This window comes from Leptospira tipperaryensis (genome assembly GCF_001729245.1).
Taxonomy (GTDB): Bacteria; Spirochaetota; Leptospiria; order Leptospirales; family Leptospiraceae; genus Leptospira; species Leptospira tipperaryensis.
This window is the reverse complement of sequence record NZ_CP015218.1, coordinates 1-21,765: the sequence shown is the minus strand read 5'-3', so window position 1 is coordinate 21,765 and position 21,765 is coordinate 1. Positions and strand designations below refer to the sequence as shown.

The 21,765-nt window shown below is 44.9% G+C and carries 19 protein-coding genes; 3 read left to right on the top strand and 16 right to left on the bottom strand.

Annotated features, from left to right (window positions below):
- Positions 1–11: 11 nt before the first annotated feature.
- Entirely contained in the window at positions 12–1,115 is a 1,104-nt protein-coding gene (gene hemH, locus A0128_RS19420; RefSeq protein WP_083244231.1) for a ferrochelatase, read from the top strand.
- A 137-nt stretch (positions 1,116–1,252) separates the two neighbouring features.
- Here the strand turns inward: hemH and hemG are convergent, their stop codons facing one another.
- The 10 genes from hemG to A0128_RS19370 form a co-directional block, all read right to left on the bottom strand.
- Entirely contained in the window at positions 1,253–2,530 is a 1,278-nt protein-coding gene (hemG, locus tag A0128_RS19415) for a protoporphyrinogen oxidase (protein ID WP_069609833.1), read from the bottom strand.
- 111 nt (positions 2,531–2,641) lie between these two features.
- Positions 2,642–3,601, bottom strand: a complete 960-nt coding sequence (locus A0128_RS19410) for an LA_0442/LA_0875 N-terminal domain-containing protein (RefSeq protein ID WP_069609832.1) — start codon at positions 3,599–3,601, stop codon at positions 2,642–2,644.
- A 110-nt stretch (positions 3,602–3,711) separates the two neighbouring features.
- Positions 3,712–5,061 (bottom strand): oxygen-independent coproporphyrinogen III oxidase, encoded by a 1,350-nt coding sequence (gene hemN, locus A0128_RS19405; protein ID WP_069609434.1) that lies wholly within the window; start codon positions 5,059–5,061, stop codon positions 3,712–3,714.
- The gene (locus tag A0128_RS19400; RefSeq protein WP_069609433.1) at positions 5,058–6,080 is read right to left on the bottom strand and encodes a uroporphyrinogen decarboxylase family protein; all 1,023 of its coding nucleotides are present in this window, start codon (positions 6,078–6,080) and stop codon (positions 5,058–5,060) included. The genes hemN and A0128_RS19400 overlap by 4 nt, the downstream gene beginning before the upstream one ends.
- The gene (locus A0128_RS19395; protein ID WP_069609432.1) at positions 6,070–6,762 is read right to left on the bottom strand and encodes a response regulator transcription factor; all 693 of its coding nucleotides are present in this window, start codon (positions 6,760–6,762) and stop codon (positions 6,070–6,072) included. Before A0128_RS19395 ends, A0128_RS19400 begins: the two co-directional genes overlap by 11 nt.
- Positions 6,762–7,673 carry a sensor histidine kinase gene (locus A0128_RS19390; RefSeq protein ID WP_069609431.1) on the bottom strand — a complete coding sequence of 304 codons (912 nt, stop codon included), beginning with the start codon at positions 7,671–7,673 and terminating at the stop codon, positions 6,762–6,764. The genes A0128_RS19395 and A0128_RS19390 overlap by 1 nt, the downstream gene beginning before the upstream one ends.
- Positions 7,673–8,998 (bottom strand): glutamate-1-semialdehyde 2,1-aminomutase, encoded by a 1,326-nt coding sequence (gene hemL, locus A0128_RS19385; protein ID WP_069609430.1) that lies wholly within the window; start codon positions 8,996–8,998, stop codon positions 7,673–7,675. The genes A0128_RS19390 and hemL overlap by 1 nt, the downstream gene beginning before the upstream one ends.
- Positions 8,995–9,948 (bottom strand): porphobilinogen synthase, encoded by a 954-nt coding sequence (hemB, locus tag A0128_RS19380; protein ID WP_069609429.1) that lies wholly within the window; start codon positions 9,946–9,948, stop codon positions 8,995–8,997. Before hemB ends, hemL begins: the two co-directional genes overlap by 4 nt.
- Complete coding sequence (locus A0128_RS19375; protein ID WP_069609428.1) at positions 9,917–11,545, bottom strand: type 2 periplasmic-binding domain-containing protein; 1,629 nt, start codon at positions 11,543–11,545, stop codon at positions 9,917–9,919. Before A0128_RS19375 ends, hemB begins: the two co-directional genes overlap by 32 nt.
- The gene (locus A0128_RS19370; protein ID WP_069609427.1) at positions 11,530–12,405 is read right to left on the bottom strand and encodes a glutamyl-tRNA reductase; all 876 of its coding nucleotides are present in this window, start codon (positions 12,403–12,405) and stop codon (positions 11,530–11,532) included. Before A0128_RS19370 ends, A0128_RS19375 begins: the two co-directional genes overlap by 16 nt.
- A 110-nt stretch (positions 12,406–12,515) precedes the next feature.
- Between A0128_RS19370 and A0128_RS19365 the strand changes: the two genes are divergently transcribed.
- Entirely contained in the window at positions 12,516–12,728 is a 213-nt protein-coding gene (locus tag A0128_RS19365; protein ID WP_069609426.1) for a hypothetical protein, read from the top strand.
- On the opposite strand, the gene A0128_RS19360 is transcribed toward A0128_RS19365, so the two are convergent.
- The gene (locus A0128_RS19360) at positions 12,699–13,559 is read right to left on the bottom strand and encodes a Cof-type HAD-IIB family hydrolase (protein ID WP_069609425.1); all 861 of its coding nucleotides are present in this window, start codon (positions 13,557–13,559) and stop codon (positions 12,699–12,701) included. The genes A0128_RS19365 and A0128_RS19360 overlap by 30 nt on opposite strands.
- Before the next feature lie 572 nt (positions 13,560–14,131).
- Between A0128_RS19360 and A0128_RS19350 the strand changes: the two genes are divergently transcribed.
- A complete protein-coding gene (locus A0128_RS19350) occupies positions 14,132–14,956 on the top strand; it encodes a 1,4-dihydroxy-6-naphtoate synthase (protein WP_069609423.1) in 825 nt (274 codons plus the stop codon).
- Between the two features lie 337 nt (positions 14,957–15,293).
- On the opposite strand, the gene metF is transcribed toward A0128_RS19350, so the two are convergent.
- The 5 genes from metF to A0128_RS19320 all read right to left on the bottom strand — a co-directional run bounded on the left by metF (position 15,294) and on the right by A0128_RS19320 (position 21,567).
- Entirely contained in the window at positions 15,294–16,166 is an 873-nt protein-coding gene (metF, locus tag A0128_RS19340) for a methylenetetrahydrofolate reductase [NAD(P)H] (protein WP_069609421.1), read from the bottom strand.
- 10 nt (positions 16,167–16,176) lie between these two features.
- Positions 16,177–18,690, bottom strand: coding sequence for a discoidin domain-containing protein (locus A0128_RS19335; protein ID WP_069609420.1), 2,514 nt, complete (start codon positions 18,688–18,690; stop codon positions 16,177–16,179).
- Between the two features lie 24 nt (positions 18,691–18,714).
- Complete coding sequence (locus tag A0128_RS19330; RefSeq protein ID WP_069609419.1) at positions 18,715–19,611, bottom strand: helix-turn-helix domain-containing protein; 897 nt, start codon at positions 19,609–19,611, stop codon at positions 18,715–18,717.
- Between the two features lie 374 nt (positions 19,612–19,985).
- Positions 19,986–20,831 carry a ParB/RepB/Spo0J family partition protein gene (locus tag A0128_RS19325; protein WP_069609418.1) on the bottom strand — a complete coding sequence of 282 codons (846 nt, stop codon included), beginning with the start codon at positions 20,829–20,831 and terminating at the stop codon, positions 19,986–19,988.
- Positions 20,815–21,567 carry a ParA family protein gene (locus A0128_RS19320; RefSeq protein ID WP_069609417.1) on the bottom strand — a complete coding sequence of 251 codons (753 nt, stop codon included), beginning with the start codon at positions 21,565–21,567 and terminating at the stop codon, positions 20,815–20,817. Before A0128_RS19320 ends, A0128_RS19325 begins: the two co-directional genes overlap by 17 nt.
- Positions 21,568–21,765 lie beyond the last annotated feature (198 nt).

The window sequence follows — 21,765 nt, the reverse complement described above, 5'->3', positions numbered from 1 at the left end:
TGGAAACTGGATTGAAAAATAAAATTCTCCTAATCAACTTAGGCGGACCCCGCAACACTTCCGAAATTGAAAAATTCCTAATCGATCTCTTTGAAGATCCGTTGGTATTCGACCTCCCCCTCCCGGAGTTTATCAGAATCAGACTCGCACGATGGATCGCCATAAAAAGAGCCCCAAAAGTCGCCGTGACATACGAGTCGATGGGATTCGGAGGAGGATCTCCGATCGTTTCCGAAACCGAGAAACAAGCACAAGCGATCGCAAAGGCCCTTACAAAACTTACGGGAGAAGAATGGGACGGAGAGATCACGATGGCCTGCGGTTATCCGGATATTCGAGAGCTGAGTAAAGAAGCCCTAAGCCCGTCTAAGAATAATATTCTTCTTCCATTGTTTCCTCATTTTTCAAGATCAACGGTTCTGAGCACGGCTAAGCTCGTGGAAAAGACAACGCTCACATGCCCGGTCGGTTTTGAAGGTTGGGTTCCTCCGTTTCATTCTGCCCTCCCTTATCTGAAATCGATTCGAGATCTGATCTTAGAATTTTTTCAAGGCACACTGGATAAAAAGATATTCTTACATTCCGAATCTTTTCAAAAAATCTCCGATTGGGAAAACATAGATCTGGTTTTTAGCGCGCATGGAATCCCGATCCGACTCATCCAAAAGGGAGACAGATACAGAGAAGAAATCGAAACCAACGTCAAAAATTTGACGGCATTGCTCAGAGAAAAAGGATTCAAGGGAGAATTCCATATCTCTTTTCAGAGTAGGGTAGGGCCTTCCAAATGGACGGAACCAAATACCATCACGAAGTTGGAAGAGCTCGGAAAAAAAGGAATCAAAAGAATAGCCGTCTATCCGATCAGCTTCGTCAGCGATCATCTCGAAACCCTCGAAGAAATCGGGGAGCAACTCAAAGAAGTCGCTCACAAAAGCGGAATCTCTGACTATTATCGAATTCCGGCACCTGGGATCTATCCGAAGTTTATCGAAGCCATGGCTGAGATCAGTTTAGAATCGACTCGCGCATCTAAAAGTGAATGTCTTTGTAAAACGTTGGGCGGACACAAACCGAAAACCGGCGAGTGCCCTCTCTCTCAAAATAAAAGTTAATTTAGAATATTTCTTGGTTTAAACCGGGAAATACAATCGAACGGGCTTAAAAGCAGTCATCAAACTTGATTAAAAACGGACATCACGTTCGTTTTTACTTTTTTAAAAAGATTTTTGCAAACAAATCCGAGAAGAGTTCAAGAGCGCATAACGTTCCAGGCTCTTTCTAAAATGGAACTCAGCCCGATCCCGTATCTAAAATTTCCTTCGACAAAAACCCCTTCCGGAAGACTGCGGTCCAATTCTTTATTGAACTCAAGAAGCGCGGAATCATACACGGGAAGAGCGGATTTCCAAATCGTTACGTAGTGATTGATCGGATCGTCTTTCTGAGTTGTGATTTTTTTTCTATCTTCTTCTAAGATCGAAACGATCTCATTCTCTTTTAGTTTTGAAATTTCCGTGTCCAAGGCGCCGCCAAAGATAAACGTTTCGGAAAAATTTCCTTTGGAAACCCTTCCCGGAAAAATCGACGAATTTAAAAGTACACCTCGGGCGCGAAAGCCGGAGCCCGGAGGAAAAAGAATTCCAAAGCCGGTCTTTTGACCGAGAAGAGGTTCGTTTCCAAATCTGGTCGCGGTTACGACGCCTAACGTCCTACAGACCTTTTCATATCTCTTAAAAGCCGGAAGACTTGAAGAAAGAATTTTTAAAGAAGATTCCAAACCGCAGGCAAGAGTGATTTTTGCTTTCGGATATTTTTTTTTCAGAGCTGAAAAAGAAGGAGCTTCTTCCGAATAGATCAACTTCGTATTCGGAGACGACTTTATCTTTGTCTCCATTGCGCTTAACAATTCTCCGAGACCGCCTCGGAAGCTGACCGTACCTTTGCGTTGTTTCGGCACCTTAGGTTCCGATTTTTTTTTCTCCATCATACTTCTCAAATTTTTCCAGAGAGGTTCGTTTGAACGGATAAATCTTCCTAAAACGAGTTCGGCTGACATATTTTTCAGATCGCCCGCATACACTCCGGAAAGTCCGGGTTCTAATACACTTTTGACAGCGTCTTCTCCGAGAACCCTCATTCCCCAGTGATATACGGATTCGTCCCTCTGAAATCCGGATGGAATTCTCAACACTCCGTATAACGCGCGTAAGCCGCCCCAGAAAGAAAGAGGAATCCTTTTGGGAACCCCGTCTTTCCAGATATATCTTTTTTTGGAAATTTTCTGGGTAGGTATGATTTCTAAGCCGAGGGTGGCGGCCAATGCTTCCAGACGATAAGAATTTAAGATTCCGTTAGCGGCGGTTTCCACGAGCCCGAAAGGAGTTTGAACGGATTGAATCAAGCCGCCGAAACGATTTCTTTTTTCATAGATAAAAACGGATTCTCCTTTCTGAACGGAAAGGGTTGCATGCAGAAGCCCGGTAAACCCGGCTCCGATGATGATATGATCCGGTTGTTGTGACGCCACGGATCTATTTTTATAAGAATCCAAAGATTGTAAATCAGCAATCTTTGGATTTAGGGAAACTTTATCGAGTCTCGACCTAAAGTATGTCAGCGATTAAGAGTTAGGAACGAACTAAAAGTTATATCTGTAACCGAAGGTATATTTGGATTCCCAAGAAGTGGACGAGGTTCCACCCATCGTAGTTCCGGAGTTTGCCATCGGGTTAAAATCGAACATCACACCTTTGCTTGATCCGTCGGAGATTCCCACGGAAGAAGAAACCGCACCTCCAAAGATAAAAGCGTCCGCCAAGTTGATCAGATAAATTCCGGCTAACACACCGATGCTCGTCTGCAAATTCTTATAGGCCTTATCGACCGCTTCTCTTCGATTTTGATACTGATTGCTCGAAGTTTCGTTATAGAGATAGAGGGTCAAAGGATCGGTAATCACCGGAGGAAGAGTCGGGTTATAAACTCCTAACGCCGATAAGGCGATCGCTTCGTTTGAATATGGATTTCCGTAACTCTCATAGTCTTTTCTTGCGACGTGATATTTTCGATTGTTCTCATATACCGCATAACCCGCGGCTAAAAAGAGAGTAGGGTAGATAACCGCGGCGAACTTTCTTCCGCTCGCCCATTGTCCCCAACCGGGAAGAATTGCGGACCTTCCGAGCGCTCCCGCTTTTGACACTGCGGGTTTAGGCGGAGGTGCTGGAGGAAGAGGTTTTTGATTTTTTTCATCCGCTTCTTTTTCTTTACGAAGACGTTCTTCCTCTTCCTTTTGTTTTTTAAGATCTAAGTTTCTTTGTTTGGAAAGTTTTTCATCTTCCAATCTTTTGACTTCGGCGTTTCGGATTCTTTCTTCCTCTTCTTCGTCGATATCCTTATAGATTACTTTCAGGATTTCTTTTTTGGCTACGACTCGTTTCCCTTCCTTTGTCTGAAGAGTGATCGTTTTCTGATTTTGAGTGACGACCTTTCCACGAAAAGAGCCTCCTTCGTGTAAAAGAACCGTCTCGGCAAAAAGAGAGAAGGGAAGTAAGAATAGACTGAATAGAATCAGATAAAATTTTTTCAATAATTGCATCAAAACGGGCCTTCCCCGAACGAAACCGACTCGAACTTCAAGAATGAACGAGTCGTCCTTCCTTATCAATAATTTATTGGACGACTTTTTGACTGAAATTCGATCGATTCTTAGATGGCTCTTGAAAAAACCCGCGATTCCGGACTTTTTCTTCTTAACCGAAGATCCAGTCCCGTACAAGCGTTTCTAAGAAAAGGCCAGCCCTTTTCAGTCAAAGAAAGGAGATTTCCCTCCCATCTAATAAGAGTATCGTCTTCCATAGAAGCCAAATAGAGTCGCACATCCTGCAAAATTTGATCCGGTACTCGAACCTTACCCGTTGTAGAAAGTTGTAAGATCAAGGCTCTCTGAGTCAGATCTTCCGTATCGAGTTTATGTCCCCTGAGTGTAGCGAACTTGTTTTCTTGAATGTGCTTCTGATATTTTTTTACGATCTTCTCATTCTGATGAAAACAATCCCAACTGTCGGAAATTGCAGAAACTCCGAGTCCCAAGAGCATTTCCGTAGTTTTTGTTGTATATCCCATAAAATTTCGGTGCAAAGTTCCATTCTTCGCCGCCGTAGAGAGAGAATCCGTTTCCAGAGCAAAATGATCCATGCCGATTTCATGATAACCCGCTTCCAGAAACATCTCTCTTGAGACCTCATAGAGTTCCCTTTTTTCAGGACCGGAAGGAAGGTCGGCTTCGGTAAAAAGCCTCTGTGCCGCTTTGATCCAAGGGACGTGAGCGTAACTATAGAATGCGATTCGATCGGGACGCAACTCGAGAGTTTTTTCAACAGTTCGTTTCATACTATCCAAGGTTTGTTTTGGCAAGCCGTAGATAAGATCGAAGTTCACGGAACTAAATCCTATGTTTCTGGAAACGTCGGTGATTCTTTCCGTCATTTCAAACGGTTGTGTACGATTGATGAGCCTTTGCACCTCGGGATCAAAATCCTGCACTCCGAGACTGATTCTTCTAAAACCAAAATCATGAAGAATCTTGAGTTGTGTCTCTCTCGTTCTTCTCGGATCCACTTCGAGTGAAAAATCAGGTTTTGAAGATACATTCATTTTTTTTAACATAGAATCTAATAAGAATTCTATGTTTTTCTCGGAAAGATAAGTCGGGCTTCCTCCGCCTAGATGCAGTTCTTTTAATTCCCTTTGTCCGATTTCAGGAACGGCGACGACGTAGTTTTCAAATTCTTCGAGTAGAGATTGAATATACGGGTCTTCCACGGCGTGATTTTTTGTGATCGAAGTATTACATCCGCAAAAGGAGCATAACGTTTCACAAAAAGGAATATGAAGATACAAGGATAACGAAGAATCTTCCGGACTCAGGCGATTTCTCACCTTGTCCAACCATTCTTCAGTTGTCGGATTTTCAGACCAATACGGGACCGTCGGATAACTCGTATAACGCGGAGCGGGTATGTCGTATTTTGCGATCAAATCTTTTGCTGTAGTCATCGGAATGTTTCTCTCACTGTTTCTACGAATGTTTTTACGTTGTCTTCTGGCGTTTTAGGCATTACGCCGTGACCGAGTCCGCAGACCCAACCGACCCTTTCCGACGGAGCCAGATCTTGGAACGGTTTCAAATAGTCTATTAGAGTTTTCTTAAATTCTTCTCTTTCCATAAACAATAACGCCTGATCAAAGTTTCCTTGGATCATTCTTTTTTCGGTTTTAAAAACGTCTCGAAGATCCCATCGATGATCGAGTCCGTAACCCGCAAGAGAAGAAATTCTTTGTACGCTCTGAAAGTGCGGAGAAGCGGTTCCCCTGCTATAATATCCGACCTTTCCCGGAAAGGCATCGGCGAGACTTTTTACTCCGGGAACCACGATCTCCTCAAAAAGCGCCGGTGAAAGATCTCCGCCGGCGGTATCAAAAATCATGATCAAGTCTGCCCCGCCCTCCAATTGTAAGGCGATGTTTGCCTTTAAGAATTGGACGATCTCTTCTAAGAATTCTTTCCTGACATTCGTCAATGTCTTCGGAAGTGAAAGGTTGCCCTCGTGTTTTCCCGCGACCGCGTATGTAAACAAAGTCCAAGGACCGCCCACGAAGCCGATCAGAGATTTTTCTTTTGGAATTCTTTCCCGAGTCAATTTCATCGCGTCCTTTTGAAATTGCATAAAGGAAATGGAATCCTTTACTGACTTTAACTTCGCGAGATCTTCTTTGGATCGAATCGCAAAACCGAGTTCGGGTCCGGCATCGGTGTATTTTAATCCCATCCCTAACGCTTCCAGAGGGAAGAGGATATCGGAAAAAAGAATCGCTACGTCGAAATCAAATTCGTCTACGGGCCCGAAGGCGACTTCCGCGGCGAGTTCCGGAATTTTACAGAGTTCTTCGAAAGAATGTTTTTGCCGAAGGGCTTGGTAGTGTTTGTGATAACGCCCCGCCTGCCTCATCATCCATACGGGCGGAATTTTTTGTGCAATCCCTTGCAACGCGTTTAAATATCGTTCATTCGACATTTTGAATATCTCCAGTCCATTGATAACCGACTCCTCTTACCGAACGAATCACGGCGTCTCCGTCTTCACCGAAGGCTTGTCTGAGTCGTACGATCGAGTTGTCTATCGTTCTATTTGTCGGGAAGCTTTCCTCTCCCCAAAGTCTGTCCAAAATTTCGGCGCGGCTGACGGTGCGATCCCGTTCGCTTACTAAAAAGTGGAGTAGGGCGCAGTCTCTTTTCGAAAGCGGAAATTCTTCCGTTCCTTTTTTGATCTGAAACCCTTGAAAATCTAATATATAATCTTTATAACGAAACTTGGATTCTTCAATGGAATGTTTATGAGATTCTAATACGTGTTTGACTCGTATCAAAAGTTCCTTGAGATGAAACGGCTTTGGAATAAATTCTTCAGCACCCAATTCAAAACCGCGAAGTCTTTCGGGAGCTCCGGCCTGCGCGGTCAAAAATAAAAACGGCGGACAATCCTTTGTTTCTTTCAGTTCTTCCGCGAGCGTAAACCCGTCTCCATCGGGAAGCCTTACGTCCAGAAGAATCAAATGCGGCTTCTCGTCTTTCGCAAGTTTTTTTGCGGAAACCGCAGACACAGTCCAGAATACTTCGTATCCTTCTTTCTGAAGTCTTTCCTGAAGAGTTTCTCCGAGAGATCGATCGTCTTCGACTAACAAGAGTTTGGCTTTCATCAAACGACCTCCGGAAGAATCAGATCCACTCTAAATCCGGAAGCAACGGGGACGACCTCCATTCTTCCTTTCATCTTGTTCATCAATTTTTTTATGATATAAAGTCCGATTCCGGTTCCGCTCGTGCTCGTATGCCGATTAAAAGGAATTCCGAGAGTTTTGTATTTTCCGTCGAAACCGGTTCCGTTGTCGATCACGTTGATCCAAATTTTTCCGGGAGCTTGTTTTTTGGAAATCACCTCGAGCGCGGTCGCCCTTCCGTGTTTGATCGCGTTCTCCGCGAGATTCTTAAAAATACTTTCCAGCGCCTTTCGATCCGCGGCCACGTTTGAGTTTTCAAGATGAGAAACGTCGATTTTTAAACTCGGAAAGTCTTCCCTGATCGAAGCGATCACCTCTTGAAGATTCGTTTTTTCTATATAAAGGATTTCTGATCTTGTTAGACTTGCGAGATACATCGCTCGGTTCATCTGGGACTCGATACGAACCGAATCCATCAACAATCGCGAGATGAGTTTGTTTTCGCTCGGATTGGGCAATTCTTCCTGAAGACTTTCGGCTTGGAGACGAAGACTCGCGAGCGGAGTTTTCATCTCGTGGGTCACTGTCGAAAAAAAATCATGAATGAGTTTGTTTCTCTGTGCGTCCTTATAAGAAAGCCAGATCAAAGTGCTTCCGCCTAACACGAGCATGGCGAGAAAAAAATGACCTTCCATCTTGATCATTCTACTCTGTCTTTCCAAGACAAGAAGACTTTCCGTCCCTGCGGCTCCTCCGAGTTTCGCGCTGAGTTCGGCGATCAAACTCGTGAGTTTTAATCCCAAGAGAAACCACCAGACTCCGAGAGAAAAAGTTACCACCAGCCAGATAACTGCAAAAAGAATTCTCGTGTTTTTCCAAAGAGAAGACATCAGAGATTTTTCAGAGCTTTGTTGGCCGTCTCCAGAGTTTTTGAAATCACCGCATCCGTGTGTGCAAAGGAAAGAAATCCGACCTCGTATCCCGAAGGCGCGAGGTAGATTCCGTTCTTTAGCAAAGCGTGAAATACTTTTGCAAAACCTTCCTTATGACCTTCCGGAATTTTTTCGATCGTGCGGATCGGCTCCGACGTTTTTTTATGAAACCAGAACAGAGAAGAATGCGCTACCGCTTCCCATTCTCCCAGCCCGCTCCCGTTGAGAATGTTTACCATTTCTTCGGTGAATGTTTTTGTTCTTTTTTCAAGAATGGAATAGACGTTTTCTCTTTGAGCTTTTTGCAAAGTCGCCAAACCCGCCCTCATTCCAAAAGGACTCGCGCTCAAGGTTCCGGCTTGATAGACCGGACCCGCAGGCGCGACGAGATCCATAAGGTCGTTTCTTCCGGCGTAACATCCGACCGGAAAACCTCCACCGATGATCTTTCCATAAGTTACGAGATCCGGTTTGATTCCAAGAAGACCGGCCATTCCCTGAAATCCGGTCCTAAAACCCGAAATCACTTCGTCAAAGACGACTAACGTTCCGTGTTTTTTTGCAATCTCCACAATCTTCAAAATAAATTCTTTTCTTTGGATCAGAAGTCCGTAGTTGGCGGGAAGCGGTTCGATGATCAGCGCGGCGATGTCCTTTCCTTCTTTGGCGAACAAGGCTTCCACGTTTTTTTCGTCGTCGAGAGGAAGAACGAGAGTGTTTGCGATCGCATAAGCTGAAATTCCCGCGCTATCGGAAGAGGATTCTCCCGCAAGACCCGAACCCGCCTTTACAAGAAGAGCGTCCAAATGACCGTGATAACATCCGTCAAACTTGAGAATCTTTTCTCTCCCGGTTGCGGCGCGAGCGACGCGTAACGCGCTCATTACGGCCTCGGTTCCCGAGTTTACAAAACGAACCTTTTCGGCCCAAGGGATTTGACTCGTGATAAATTCGGCGAGTTCGAGAGAATAGGGTTCGGTTGCACCAAAACTCCAGGCGAGGCCGGCGGTTTCGCGAACGACTTCTTCGACTTCCGGATCCCGATGCCCAAGAATCAGAGGACCAAAACTGAGACAATAGTCGATGTATTCTTTTCCGGAGATGTCGGTTAACGTAGCTCCGTTTGCGGAAGCGAAGAAGACGGGAGTTCCTCCGACGGAACGAAAGGAACGAACGGGAGAATGAACTCCTCCGGGAGAAACCTTTTTTGCTCTTTCAAAAAGTTCTTCCGAAGTTTTTCCTTTCCAAGAATTTGCGGATAAAGACGTTTGATGCTGACTCATTGAAAAATCTCCTTTCCTCTTCTAGCGGCATAAGTAATGAGATACGAGGAACGCGCTCTCGAAAAGATCTGCCATGTTTCGCGTAACGCGGAATCGAAATCGCAAAATCCGTTTTGCGCCAAGTAATGTATCGAAGCGTATTCTCCGCTTACTTGATACGCTCCGGTGGGAAGTCCGGTTTGTTCTCGGATCGGACCGATGAGATCGATCGAAGTCATTCCGGGTTTGACCATCAGAAAGTCAGCGCCTTCTTCTTTGTCTCGAATCGAAGAAAGAATCGAATCCTCCCGATTGCGAACGTCGATCTGATACGAAGAACGATCTCCGTGTCCCGGAGCGGAATCCGCCGCCGCACGAAAAGGTCCGTAAAAATTACTCTTAAACTTCGTGGAATAACTCATCACAGGGACGTGAGAAAAACCGTTCGTATCCAAGATTCTACGATGGCTTCCTACTCTTCCGTCCATCATATCGCTCGGAGCGATTCCGTCGGCGCCTGACTGTGCGTAGGTGAGCGCGATATCCGAAAGGTGTTTTACGGAAGCTGGATTGTCGATACTTCCGTCCTTGTGCAAAAGACCACAATGACCGTGAGTCGTAAGAGAACACATACAAGTGTCGATCCAAAGAAACGATTCCGGGAATTCTTTTTTAAGAGATGAAATCGCACGTTCGTAAAACGGTTTTGGAATTTCAGTATTCGATTTGAGCTCAGGAACCAAAAAGAGAATAAAATGTGTCACGCCGGATTTTAGATCGGACTCGACTTGTTTCAAAACGCTCGCTTCCGTATCTCTAAAAACGCCCGGAAGAGAATCCATTTTCTCTTTTTCTTTCAGACCTTCCACGATAAAGAGAGGCTGTATTAGCTTTTTGTAATTGAGACTTTCCGAAGAAGCGAGATCTCTGAGGGCGGCGTTAAGCCGAATTCTTCTCTGTTTGGTTTCCAAGCTCTGTTCCTTTGAATTCCTTGAGGCCCAAACTCGCAAGCCAGGACTCATAGTGTATAAAGATAGAAATGTTTGCGGATTCTCCCAGAACTTTTCGGATATGAGAGGAAGTAATTCCCGGCCCACAGGCGTGATTCCTGTCGCGAATCTGAGGAAACAAGGAAAGCGCTTTGTCAAACTGAGACGCGCTCATCCAAAAAAAATGAGTTTTATCGGAAAGATCCGGATGATCTTCGAGAGGAATCGTTTGATACGTAAGAACTCTTTCTAAACCGGATTCAATTTCCGTGGAACCGATATGAGTGCATTTTACAAAATTCAAATTCTTTTCAAAGAGAGACCCTTTCGGCAATTCTTCTTCACCCAGAGCGTCCAAGGAACCGTGCACCCAAACATCGCGTTCCGCGAGCTGTTGCCAAGTTTTGAGACCGCTCGTCCAAACAAGACCCTTGTGTTCTAAGGAAGAATCCAGATTTGGATACGCGTTGCCTCTTGTCACGAGCCAGTCCTTTTGGATCAACTCTTCGGGAAGAATATGGTTTTCCTTTTTACCGTCGGCGGTGAGCACATAACCCTTGTTAGATGGGAGAGGAGTCCTTTTTTGTTTGATCGCTTCCCCCGGAACCGGATAGGCCTTTTCCACGGAAGCTGCAGGCGGAGCCGAAAAAGAAAAAAATTGTTCCTCGATTTCGAGAACTTCTCCGGCATCGGTAAGCCCTCTTTGATACAAAATTTTACCGTAAGGACGTTTCAAAATCGAAACTCCGATCTTTTGATGACAACCGCCGCCGAACTTATGAAGAATTTTTCTCTCTTCTTCGACTGCGGCTACTACGTCGGAATTGCTAAGGGCTTTCAAAATATCCAAAGCCCAAACGTCGTCGGTTCTGACTTCAGCCGCAACGGCGCCTTGAGCCGGAGCGGAAGGATTTAAGGACAAAGGAAAAATCTGAAAGACGGATTCTTCCAAGGCTTCCTTTAAGAACTTTCGTATTTCTTGATATTCTAATTCGTCGGAATTGAGAAAGTCCGTGGACAAAAGACGATCGAGGGCGGCCTTTGCGACCACGAGCCCGTCTGCGTCCGATTCTTTCCATTTACGAACTCTTGTCTGAATATTTCCGCGCACCGGAAGAAAGATAAGATTGGAATTTTTATAACGAGAAGGAAAAAACTTAGGAAGAAATTTTTTGAGATTGTATTCTCTTCTGGGAGAAGAGGTCTGAATCTTCAATTCTTCCGGAGAATGTTTTAAAAGAGAGGATTTTTTCCAGAGAAGAACGTCTCTCTGATCCGCGCGATCCAAAACGCCCAGAATCGTAGTTCCCGGATGACCTTCCAAGTCCAGGTCTTTCCAAGAATGAACGACAAGATCGACTTTGCCTTCCACGAGTTCTTTTGTGAGGTCCTGCGTAAAAACGCCTCGGGTTCCCATTTTCCAGAGAGGGGTTTGTAAGTCCTGATCGCCCGAAGCTTCTCTAAAATAGAGTTCCACCTGTAGATCCGGAAAATTTTTTCGGAGGGCACCGAGTACAAGATAGGTTTGAAGTCTGGCGAGAGCGCTTTTGCGGGAACCGATCTTTAGAACGCGGGACAAGTAAGATCTTCCCAGCCGAAAATAAATTGCTGCGCTTCGAGCTCCCGCTCTTCAACAATTTCGTCTAACGCAGGCTGCACTCTTTCCCTGATTTGAAGAGCTCTTTCTTCGGTTTCACGAATAGAATCCAACATCGCAGCAAAAGAAATAGAATGAATCGTATCAGGAAGTTTTTTTTCCAGAGGAACTTCTCTGAAATCTACGATCAAAGTCCCCGGATGAATCTGATCGAGATAAGGAGTCAGATCCAGAGGAGCCGCGACCACGATCGCAGAACCGTCAGCTTTCCAGTCGTTTAACAATTTCGAATTCACTTCAAACGTAGTGGAAAGTTCAGAAAGACGGGTTTCGTTTCTTCCCACGAGAGTCACGTTTCGATTTTTCATCCAAGGAAGAATTTTTTCGGAAAGTTGCCCGGTCCCCAGAAGAGTTACATGAGTCGCGTCTTTCAGATATTTATTTGCGAGTCCGCCGTACGATTGTTCGCCAATGTTTTGAAGATAACGAGAACGAATACTTCTAGAATCCTGAATGAGGCTGTCGCGAAGCCTTGCTAAATATTCTCCAAATGCGGAAGAGGGGAGAGAAGGATTCTTAAATTTATCTCGGAATTGAGCGAGAACTTCCGTTTCACCCAAGAGCCTGGAATGAAGACCCGAGATGACTTCCAAAAGAAAACGATAACCTTCGTAGCCGGAATAAGTTTCCAAGGCGGAAGGAAGAGAAGAAGGCCCGCCGTGAATTCGGCTGTCGGCGATCCAAATCGTGCGCATACAGGTCATCCAGGAAAAAGAATCCGGATTCTCAATCATCTCTCTGTCTTTCTGAGTAGAATGATAAACGCGAAGTGTGGACCACATATTGTTAAAAGAACTATACCAGGTTTACGGGTCTGATTGTCAAAGAAGTGTCACCGAGGGGAAAAACTTTCCGTTGACTTTATTGAGACTGATTTTCAACTTGGTCATATATGCAACTTGATATTCAGACTCAGGATTGGATCGTTTACGGAATCGTGAGTTTGACCGCGATTCGGCTGTTCTTTCCTCTTCTTTCCGTAATTCGAGAATTTACCGGAAAGGACTCTCATTCTAAAGACGAAGACTTTGGTTGTTATACGCAGGCCTGCAATTCTTGCGAAGTGAAGAATACTTCAAAAGGAAACGATCCGATTCTCCACTAAGGCAAGAGCGACCCCGTCCTCTTCGTTGCTGTATCGCGTAACGTGTCTCGCCGAATTTTTAATTTCGGGAATCGCATTTTTCATCGCAAATCCGAATCCGCTATGAAGCAACATCTCAAGATCGTTTCTTTCGTCTCCGAAAGAAACAACTCCGCTTCCATCCAAACCTTTTAACAAAAGAAAACGAGAAATCCCGGACCATTTGGAAACGGAAACGTTGATGACTTCCACACAATAGGCTACACCGGGAATCTTTGTAAGAATACAACGAAGATCGGAGGCGCCGGGTAACGCGGAAATTTTTTGAACGAGAGAATCCAAATCCTCCCTTTGAAGAGATAAAAAACAAACTACGAGAATCTTATCGAGATCGAGAGAAAGAAAATCTCCGATGGAACGAGTGCGAGAAAAATCGCCTCCGGAATAGTTATGATAGATTTCGCTCGTGATCGAAACTTCGGTGAGCATATCTACGCCGTCTTCAAAACGATCGACGTGAAGAATCGGAGGCGTATGAAATTCTTTTCCTAAAAGAAGGATATCATAGACGAGCTTCGGCTCGAGGTAACTCTCCGAGATTCGTTCCGCGCTTGGAGAATGTCTTAAAATTTGTCCGTTGTTGGAAACTACATGAACGTCTCCTTTGAATTCTTTCGCAAAAGAAAAGGTGGAGAAAAATCTTCTTCCAGTCGCGATGACAAGATTTTTTCCCTGGTCGATCGCCTTTTGCAAAACGGCGTGGGTGAGGGGAGAAATCTTACTTTTAGAATTGAGAAGAGTTCCGTCTAAGTCGACTGCGATCGTGTGAATCTGCGAAGGATCAAAAGACATGTTTTGTTTCAGGAAATCGGAAAGGAGAATTTAGAGAAGGAGTTTTTTATTTCCGAGATCGGAATGCGAAACCCGAATCCTAAGATTTTTTGCGCAACGGATAGGGCAGCCGCTTAAAGGAGAATCACAAGAACCGTTCAAAGAAGAGTGCGAATGTTCGTATTCGAAAGCCGGAACTTTTGTCGATTCGTTTTCGGAGGTACGACATAGGACGGAAGAAGGAAATTCTCAGATATTGGAGCATTGGTTGGAGATTCTTCTTAGATGCGTTCTGAATCTTACAAAAACCTGTCGTAATAACTACAAACTTCCGTAAAAATCGCGCGCCCCACCCTGATTGGGTGGAGGAGGCGGGTTTGTGGGAAAACTCGGAAAAACTTCCTTTAGCACAAAAAAACGAATCCCGCAACTCAATTTCGATCCTCGAAAATCTCGTAGGAACTCCGACAAATCGGAAAAAAAAATTCCATTCTCATTGGGAACTCTGCTCAAGACCTTCTCCCAAAAAAAACGGGAAGAAACTTTCTTTTTCCGACAGAACTCAAAAAACTGGAATCTAAAGAATCAAGAAGATGGAACTCAGCTTAGCATATTCTCCCTGTCCAAACGATACGTTTTTATTTTATCACCTTACGCACGGAAAGGCTTCGGATCAATTTCAGATACGAGAAGAACTTCACGACGTAGAAGAATTGAACCGCGCCGCGTTTTTAGGAAAGTATCAGACCACAAAACTTTCCTTTGCGGCCTACTTTTCGGTAATGGATCAATATTCTATTCTCGACTCCGGATCCGCCCTGGGACGGAACTGCGGCCCTCTCCTCGTTTTCAAAAAAGGGAAGAATTTTGAATCCGCGAGAGGAAAAAAAATTCTTATCCCTGGAGAATTCACAACTGCAAATCTTCTCTTAAAATTATTTCTCAAGAATGACTTTCAAGCGGAGGCGGTTCGTTATGATAAGATCATTCCTCTCCTCTTGTCCGGAGAAGCCGACTTCGGAGTTTTGATTCACGAAGAACGTTTTACCTATGAAAGACAAGGACTTGAAAAACTTCAGGATCTTGGGGAATGGTGGGAAGAAACAACCGGAAAGCACATTCCGTTAGGCGCCATTGCGATCCGAAGGGACTTGGATCCGACTCTAAAATTAGACTTTGACAACGCTCTCAAAAAAAGCCTCGATCTCGGATATCAGAACAGAGAAGAAACCTACAAATATATCCTCAAACATTCTCAAGACACGACGCGAGAAGTTGTAGATGCCCACATCGCATTGTATGTAAACGAATTCACTCGTTCTCTTGGAACAGAAGGAAGAGAAGCGATCTTGGAACTCTATCGCAGAGGAGTAGAAGCCGGCTTTTTGCCAAGTGGCAAAGAGGCGAGTTTGTTTTAGAAAGAAGGAAGCGCGAACATTTTCTTTTTCAGCGCAGAACAACTTTTTTAACAACGGATCCAAGCAAAACCACCGCGAAGATCTATCCTTACTTTCAAACTTGGAGAAAGAAAACCGTCGTAACTACGACAGCACTACCGTGAAAGTTCGCGCGCCCCACCCTCGTTGGGTGGAGGAGGTGGGCTGGTGGGAAAATTTGAGAAAATTCTCCTTATCACAGAAATTTTCCTTCGTAAAGAAAAATTCCCTTATTCTTCCCTTGTCGGAACTCCGACAAAAGAGAAAAATTCCTCTCGCTCAGGAAAAGACCTCCTTAAAAAAGTAGGAACTCCTTCTTTTATCCCTTCAATTCCCTCACGATATCATAGCTCGCGTGCGACTGATTCAGAGTATAAAGTTGAATCCCAGGCACGCCCATCTCCAAAAGTTCCCTGCATTGTTTCACGGAGAAGTTTAAACTTCTCCTGTAAAATTCCTCGGGACGATGTTCTACTTCCTGCAAATCCTCGATCAAAGCAGAAGGAAACTCGCAACCCGCCAGTGACTTAAATCTTTCGATCTGAGAAAAGGAAGTAATCGGCATAATTCCCGGAATCACTGGAATCTGAATTCCGACCTTACGAACCAAGTTGAGAAAATTCTCAAAGGCAGAATTCATAAAAAAAAGCTGAGAAACTAAGAAGTCGGTTCCCGCGTCGACTTTCAATTTGAGATGTCGGACGTCTTCTTCCAAAGACTTTGCGCTCGGATGTTTTTCGGGGTAACAGCCGCCTCCGATACAAAAGTCCATCTTCTCGGAACGAATAAAAGAAATCAGTTCCGTCGCGTTCTCAAAACCGCCCGGAGTTTTTCTAAATTCTCCTTCGCCTCTTGGAGGATCTCCGCGAAGAGCCATCAAGTTTACGATTCCTTGGGAACGAATTCCTTTTAGAATTTCTCGAATCTGATCTTGATTCGCACCCACACAGGTAAAATGAGAAGCCGTCGGAAAGGAATAATTCTTTGAAATTTCGGTTACGATTTGAACCGTCTTGTCTCTTGTAGAACCGCCGGCGCCATAAGTCACCGTAACGAAGTCGGGATTCACGCGAGATAATTCTTTCACGGTCTCCATCAATTTCAGATCCCCTTCCGGAGTTTTCGGAGGGAAGAATTCAAACGAATACACGGGCCCCTTCGCGGAGCCGTAAATTTCAGATATTTTTTTCATAAAATCTCGATCATTGAAAGCAGAGAAGAATTTGAATCTGACCTCTTCCCGAGCGAAGCGGGGTTAAGGCCTTTCCAAAAAGAGAACCCGGACGAAGGGATTCTGCCGAAATTCGAACAGCGTGCCCGCCGGTCAAACCGGTCACGAGCAAACTTCCGGGTTGAATCGGATACGAAGACGCATCCGCGTTTACGGTTACGACACCCGAAACCGCAACCAGCCAATGAGAACCGTCGGCCGGAGCCGATTCTCCAAAAAGTAGGGCGGCCGATTTAACGGCAACTCCGATCGCATTCGTCGCGTTAGCCGTCTTTGCTTTTTGCAAACGTCCGTCTTCTCCCATCGCCAAAATATCACCTTCTCCAATCACGTCCGATGGATTTACGGGAAAAAATCTCGCGATACAATCCGCATTCTTTCCCGTCGAAATTCGAACACTTCCGGAGAATTCAGATTCTCCTTCCGCAAGAAACGCTTTTCCGGAACCGGTTTCACCTAAAGAAGGAATCCCTTTTCCGTTTGCAAAAAGCGCCACTCCGGATCTGGAATGAAAGATTCCACCAAACCCTCGTTTGGCGAGCCCAAGAACTCCCGCCGAATCCTGGTCGCCGGAAGAGGCGTCCCCTCGAACTCCAAATTTTTCACCGTATCCGATCAAACCCGCGTTACGCGCAGATCCAACGATGCCCGCGCCTTTTTCACTTTCGTTTCTTCCGTAAATCGGCGCGTGATTTTCGGGAGGAGGCGCGATGTTCGTATAAGCCGCTTCCGTGCTCCCTTTTACTTTTAAGAATCCGGTATGAGAACTAAAGTCGTGATCCAACGGAGCGTATTCGTGAGTGTGCGGTTTTGGATCTCTTTTGTCGGACAATCTCGGATCGTCGGAAGAAACCACTTTTCCAGGAGCGTTGTTTCCCAAGGTCGCGATTTCCACGATTCCCGGATAAGAAGTGGTCGCGTTTCGAAGTCGTTTATCATTTCCCTGAACTACGACGCCTTCTTTGGATTCCCCGGACTGCGCGAGTTGAACAATTCCGTAAGATTCTGTGCTGGCGATTTTTAGGCGCTTGTCGTTCCCTTGAACGGCCGCCTCGGAAGAATCTTCTCCGCTCTTCGCAAAACGAACGATTCCCGGAAATTCAGTATTTGCTTTTCGGATTCTCGGATCATCAGCCGTCACGGCCTTTCCCGGTTCGGACGCCCCCGGTTCGGAAAGAATCGCTAAACCGTATTTTTTCGAGGTCGCGATCTTGAGTCGATCGTCGTTTCCTTGAACGGCAACTCCGTCTTTGGTCTCCCCGTTTTCAGCCAATTCAACGATCCCAAGACTCGAAACCGTCGCCGCCTTCAGACGATCGTCGTTTCCTTGAACAACTCTTTCTGCCCGATTTTCGCCATTGGAAGCGAGTCGAACCAAACCGTGCGCGAGTTCGGTGGCGTGTTTCAGTCGTTTATCATTTCCTTGAACGACAACACCTTCTTTGTCCTCTCCGTCTCCGGCGAGTTCTACGATTCCTTTGTATTCGGTAGAAGAATCTCTCAACCTTCTGTCGTTTGATTGAACCGCAACACCTTCGGAATTTTCACCGTCTACCGCAAGACGGACCAAACCGGAACGAAGCACGGTCGCATACGGAAGAGGTTCAGAAGTCGGTTTGTTTGTGAGATCGCTCAAGTGCGGAGTCGCATAGAGTTCCAACTCCACGATCTTTGTCTGATAGAATTCTTGACCTTTTTTTTCTTTCTGACGCGCCACGAGTTTCAGATAACGCACGTTAGTTGGAAGAAATCTCCATTGATACCAAACTCCGGATTCGGATAAGAATTGATTTTCTTCCAACAACTGATTCCAGGAAAGATCGTCTTCGCTGTAATATACGGTAAATCTTTCCGGGAAACAAACCGGGTCCGTTTTGGAAGTAAGAAGTCGGAGCTCGTTCACACGACTAATCGATCCTAGGTCGGTAAGAAAAAATTCTTCTCCCGGCTTGGGAACTTCTTTCGATGCCCATCCGTAGTCGGGTCTTTGATCGATGAGATTTTCCTTTACCCAAAAACGGTCTTGTTCGGAACTCACGTTGATTTTTACGATTCCCGAAATTCCAACTTCTAACTGCCCAAGAGAAACCTTGTATTTTCCGGAACCGTCTTTCTCAGAAACCTGGCTGATCAATTTTAAGAATTTGGCTTGAACGAGAGAAAAATTCCATTGTCCGACCTTCTGGTTTAAACGCCGAAATCCGGTCTCTTGGAGAATCGGTTCCCAAACAACTCCGTCCATGGAAATTTCAAAACGAAACGTATCCGGGAAAAAGGCAAGTTCCTGCGGATTGGAATGAAGTCGGATTTGATTCAAACTCGAGATTCCATCCAGATGTAGGGTAAGGGCGGAAATTCCGGGAGAATCCTTGGTTTCGGTATAGCGTAAAAGTTTTCCTTCTTTTAAATCATAAGTTCCGGAGGATTTGATTTCCCGGATTTTTAGGGAGCCGGGGTGGCTGATTCGAATAGATTCAGAGTTCATTCAAGATTTGTCCTGGTTCTCTTTTTAATATTTAGAGGAAATAGTTCGATTTTCTTCGGTTTTTGCGGAAAATATAACCAATATCGGAGGACGGATTTCCTCTGTGAAGTACTTTGCTATGATCATTCGCAAGGACTCCGGAACGTTGTCCAAGACACAAAGAGTTCTTCCATCCGGTTCGACTCGGACCTGCTCCAAAATTTCCACACTGGAACGAGTCAATCTTTCTCGCGACCAAAGTAAGAACCCCTTCCAAGTCGGATCCTTTTCATTTGTTCCCGGAGAACCCTGATTAAATTCGGGCATCGGGGCCGCAACCTCTTCGGTTCCCATTAGATTCTTACAAATCCCTTGGACATATCTTAGGTTTGCTTCCATTCCTCGAAGCTTTGCAATTCCAAGCGCTTCCGACAAAATCGAGCTCCCGTATTTTTCTTCCAACAAAGACAAACTCAAAGGCGCATTCTTTTTCCCTGGTTCTTGGTTTTGATTGTTGGTGATTGTTATATTGATATGGTTTGGGGATCCTTCGGCAGACCCCTGAGGTCCCTTTTTTGACCCCTCAAAGGATTCCGTTTCTCCACCTCTGAGGTATCCAGAATTATACCCCTGGGGTGGAATCTTAGATCCGGGGTAGTTGAAGCAAAAATAATAGCGAGAACTCGTATGTCCTGTCCCGGGCGTGACCTGCAGGAGTCCGGCCTGGATCAAATCTCTCTTTCCTTGGATGATTGATTTTTTTGTTTTGAATCCGGTAAGCTTTAAGAGTATGTCTGTGCTTGGCCAGACTGGCTTAAAGTGTTGGTCGCTAAATTTAAGCAGCACCAAATACAAGGTCTTGGCCGCTGAAGATAGGCTGGCCCAGACACCGGAATCGATGATATCGGCAAAAAATTTGATGTATGGATAATGCTCGCCCATTTCCCTTCGGGACCCTCCTTTTAGGAAAGTACATTAATTTTAAGCAAAAGTTCTGAAGGGAGTTGACATTATCGGACATAATGATACTTATGTCTCATCCAACAACATTCCTTCGGGAAAATCCGGCCCCTGGTTATCCAGGGGAATTTTTTTTATCCGGATCCAAAATAAATACGCCTTCGGCCTAAATCCTTCCGGACTGAAGCTTCGTACTATATTTCCGTTTACTATATTATGTCACATTAAACCCGTTGTCGCGACTTTGTCAATCTCATTGACCCATTTTTGGCTGTTTTCAGGAAATTCTTTTGCTAAGTACCTGTATGTACTTATTCTAATGTCGCTTAACAAAATTATTAAGCGACATGGAGAAATTATTCGGATTCGAATTTTTTGCGGATTTCTTTTTTGATCAGTTTAAGAATTTCACCCAGGAGTTCTTCGTTCTCTGAACTGATTTGAATAAGCCCCGGTTTTTTTGCGATTTTGTATTCTGTGGATTTCGAACTTGGATTTTTGGAATGTGCAACTGCGTTCGGTTTGGAGGAGAAGAGGCTGTCTTCTTCCCGGTTAAAGGATTTTGCATCCTTAACGGTTTTTAGAGCGCCGGTTGAAAATAAATTTAAGAATTCGGGGAAGGTTCCTTTTCTAGAAGCGGAGACCGCTTGGATCAAAAGATTCTTACTTTCAATTCCCGCGTCCTTGCAAGATCTGAGTTCGTCTTTGCTGAGGTCGGAAATTCCCAAAAGTTCGGTCATATAACTTCTACTTTTCCCAAAAAGGGTCGCCAATTCCTGATCGGTATATTTGAAGCTGATCTTCAGATGAGACATGGCTTCCACTTCTTCATAGGGGGATAAATTTTCCCTCTGGAGATTTTCAATGATGGCGAGGCGAAAGGTTTCTTTCTCGTCTCGGTCTAAGATTTTACATTCGACCTCGACCCAGTTGAGTTGTTTGGCGGCGTGAAATCTTCTTTCTCCGGCCACGATTCTGTAGTGCTCGTCTTCCGGATTTTGTTTTGTGACGATGATCGGCTGGAGGAGTCCGTCTTTGTCCAGACTTCGAGCTAAGTCTTCGACCCCTTTTTTTCTGTCTTGCCTCGGTTGGTTGTCGGAAGGAAGAATTTTGTCTAATCGAATTTTGCGGATCGTCCCTTCTAATTTTTCAGCTTGAAATACGTCGGCGAGGGAACCTAATCTTTTACTTTTTGAGCTCATTCAAAAACTCCTCAATAAACCCTTCGTATTCCTGTGCCTGCTTGCTCGACTTGTTGTATTCGAATACAGATTTTTTTGCCAGGTGAGATTCCCCAACGGCGACTCCGTCGGAAATACTGGTTTCAAAAATCCGAAAGTATTTCGTAAGCACGGGTACGATGGTCTTTGTCAAAAGTGTTTGCGGTTTGAGTTGGGTAATGAGTGCGCCCAAAATTTCCAAGCTGGGATTGATTCTTTTTTTAATGCTCGTGATCGTCTGCTGAAGTCCGACGATTCCGTCCACGGAAAATTTTTCTGCCTGGAGAGGGATGACCACGTACTGCGAGCCGACCAAAGCATTGATCGTAAAAATGGAAAGACTGGGAGGGCAGTCGATGATACAAAAATCAAATCCTTCCAATCCTTGAAGCGCGTCTCTCAAAATATAGGGAGCGTCCACGGAACTTCCGGAAAGAGTTTCGACTTCCGCAAGATTCGTCTTTGAGGGAGCTAAAAAAAGATTCGGGAGTTTGGTATCTACCATGATTTCTTTGATATTCATTCGGGAGTTAAAAACTCCGTGCATGGATTTATCCAGTGTCTCCGGGTTGATAAAAATACCAGTCGAGTTTGCCTGAGGATCGATATCGATGAGCAAAGTTTTCTTTCCTCTTCTCGCGAGCCCCATGGAGAGATTGAGAGAGGTGGTCGTTTTTCCTTCTCCGCCTTTCTGGTTTGCAATGGATACAACTATCATGATTCTACCTTATATTCTATTGTCGGACATCCGACATCGAATCCTTATCAAGACCGAATTTGGAATGATAAGAATTTTGATTTTTGAAAAATTCTTTGCGTTTGTGTTTCGAAAAGAAGAGCCGGTGCTCGGATCTTGACGGCCTTTTTTAGGGAAGCTTGTTCTAATAAATTGTTATTTTCGAAAGTAAAAGATTTT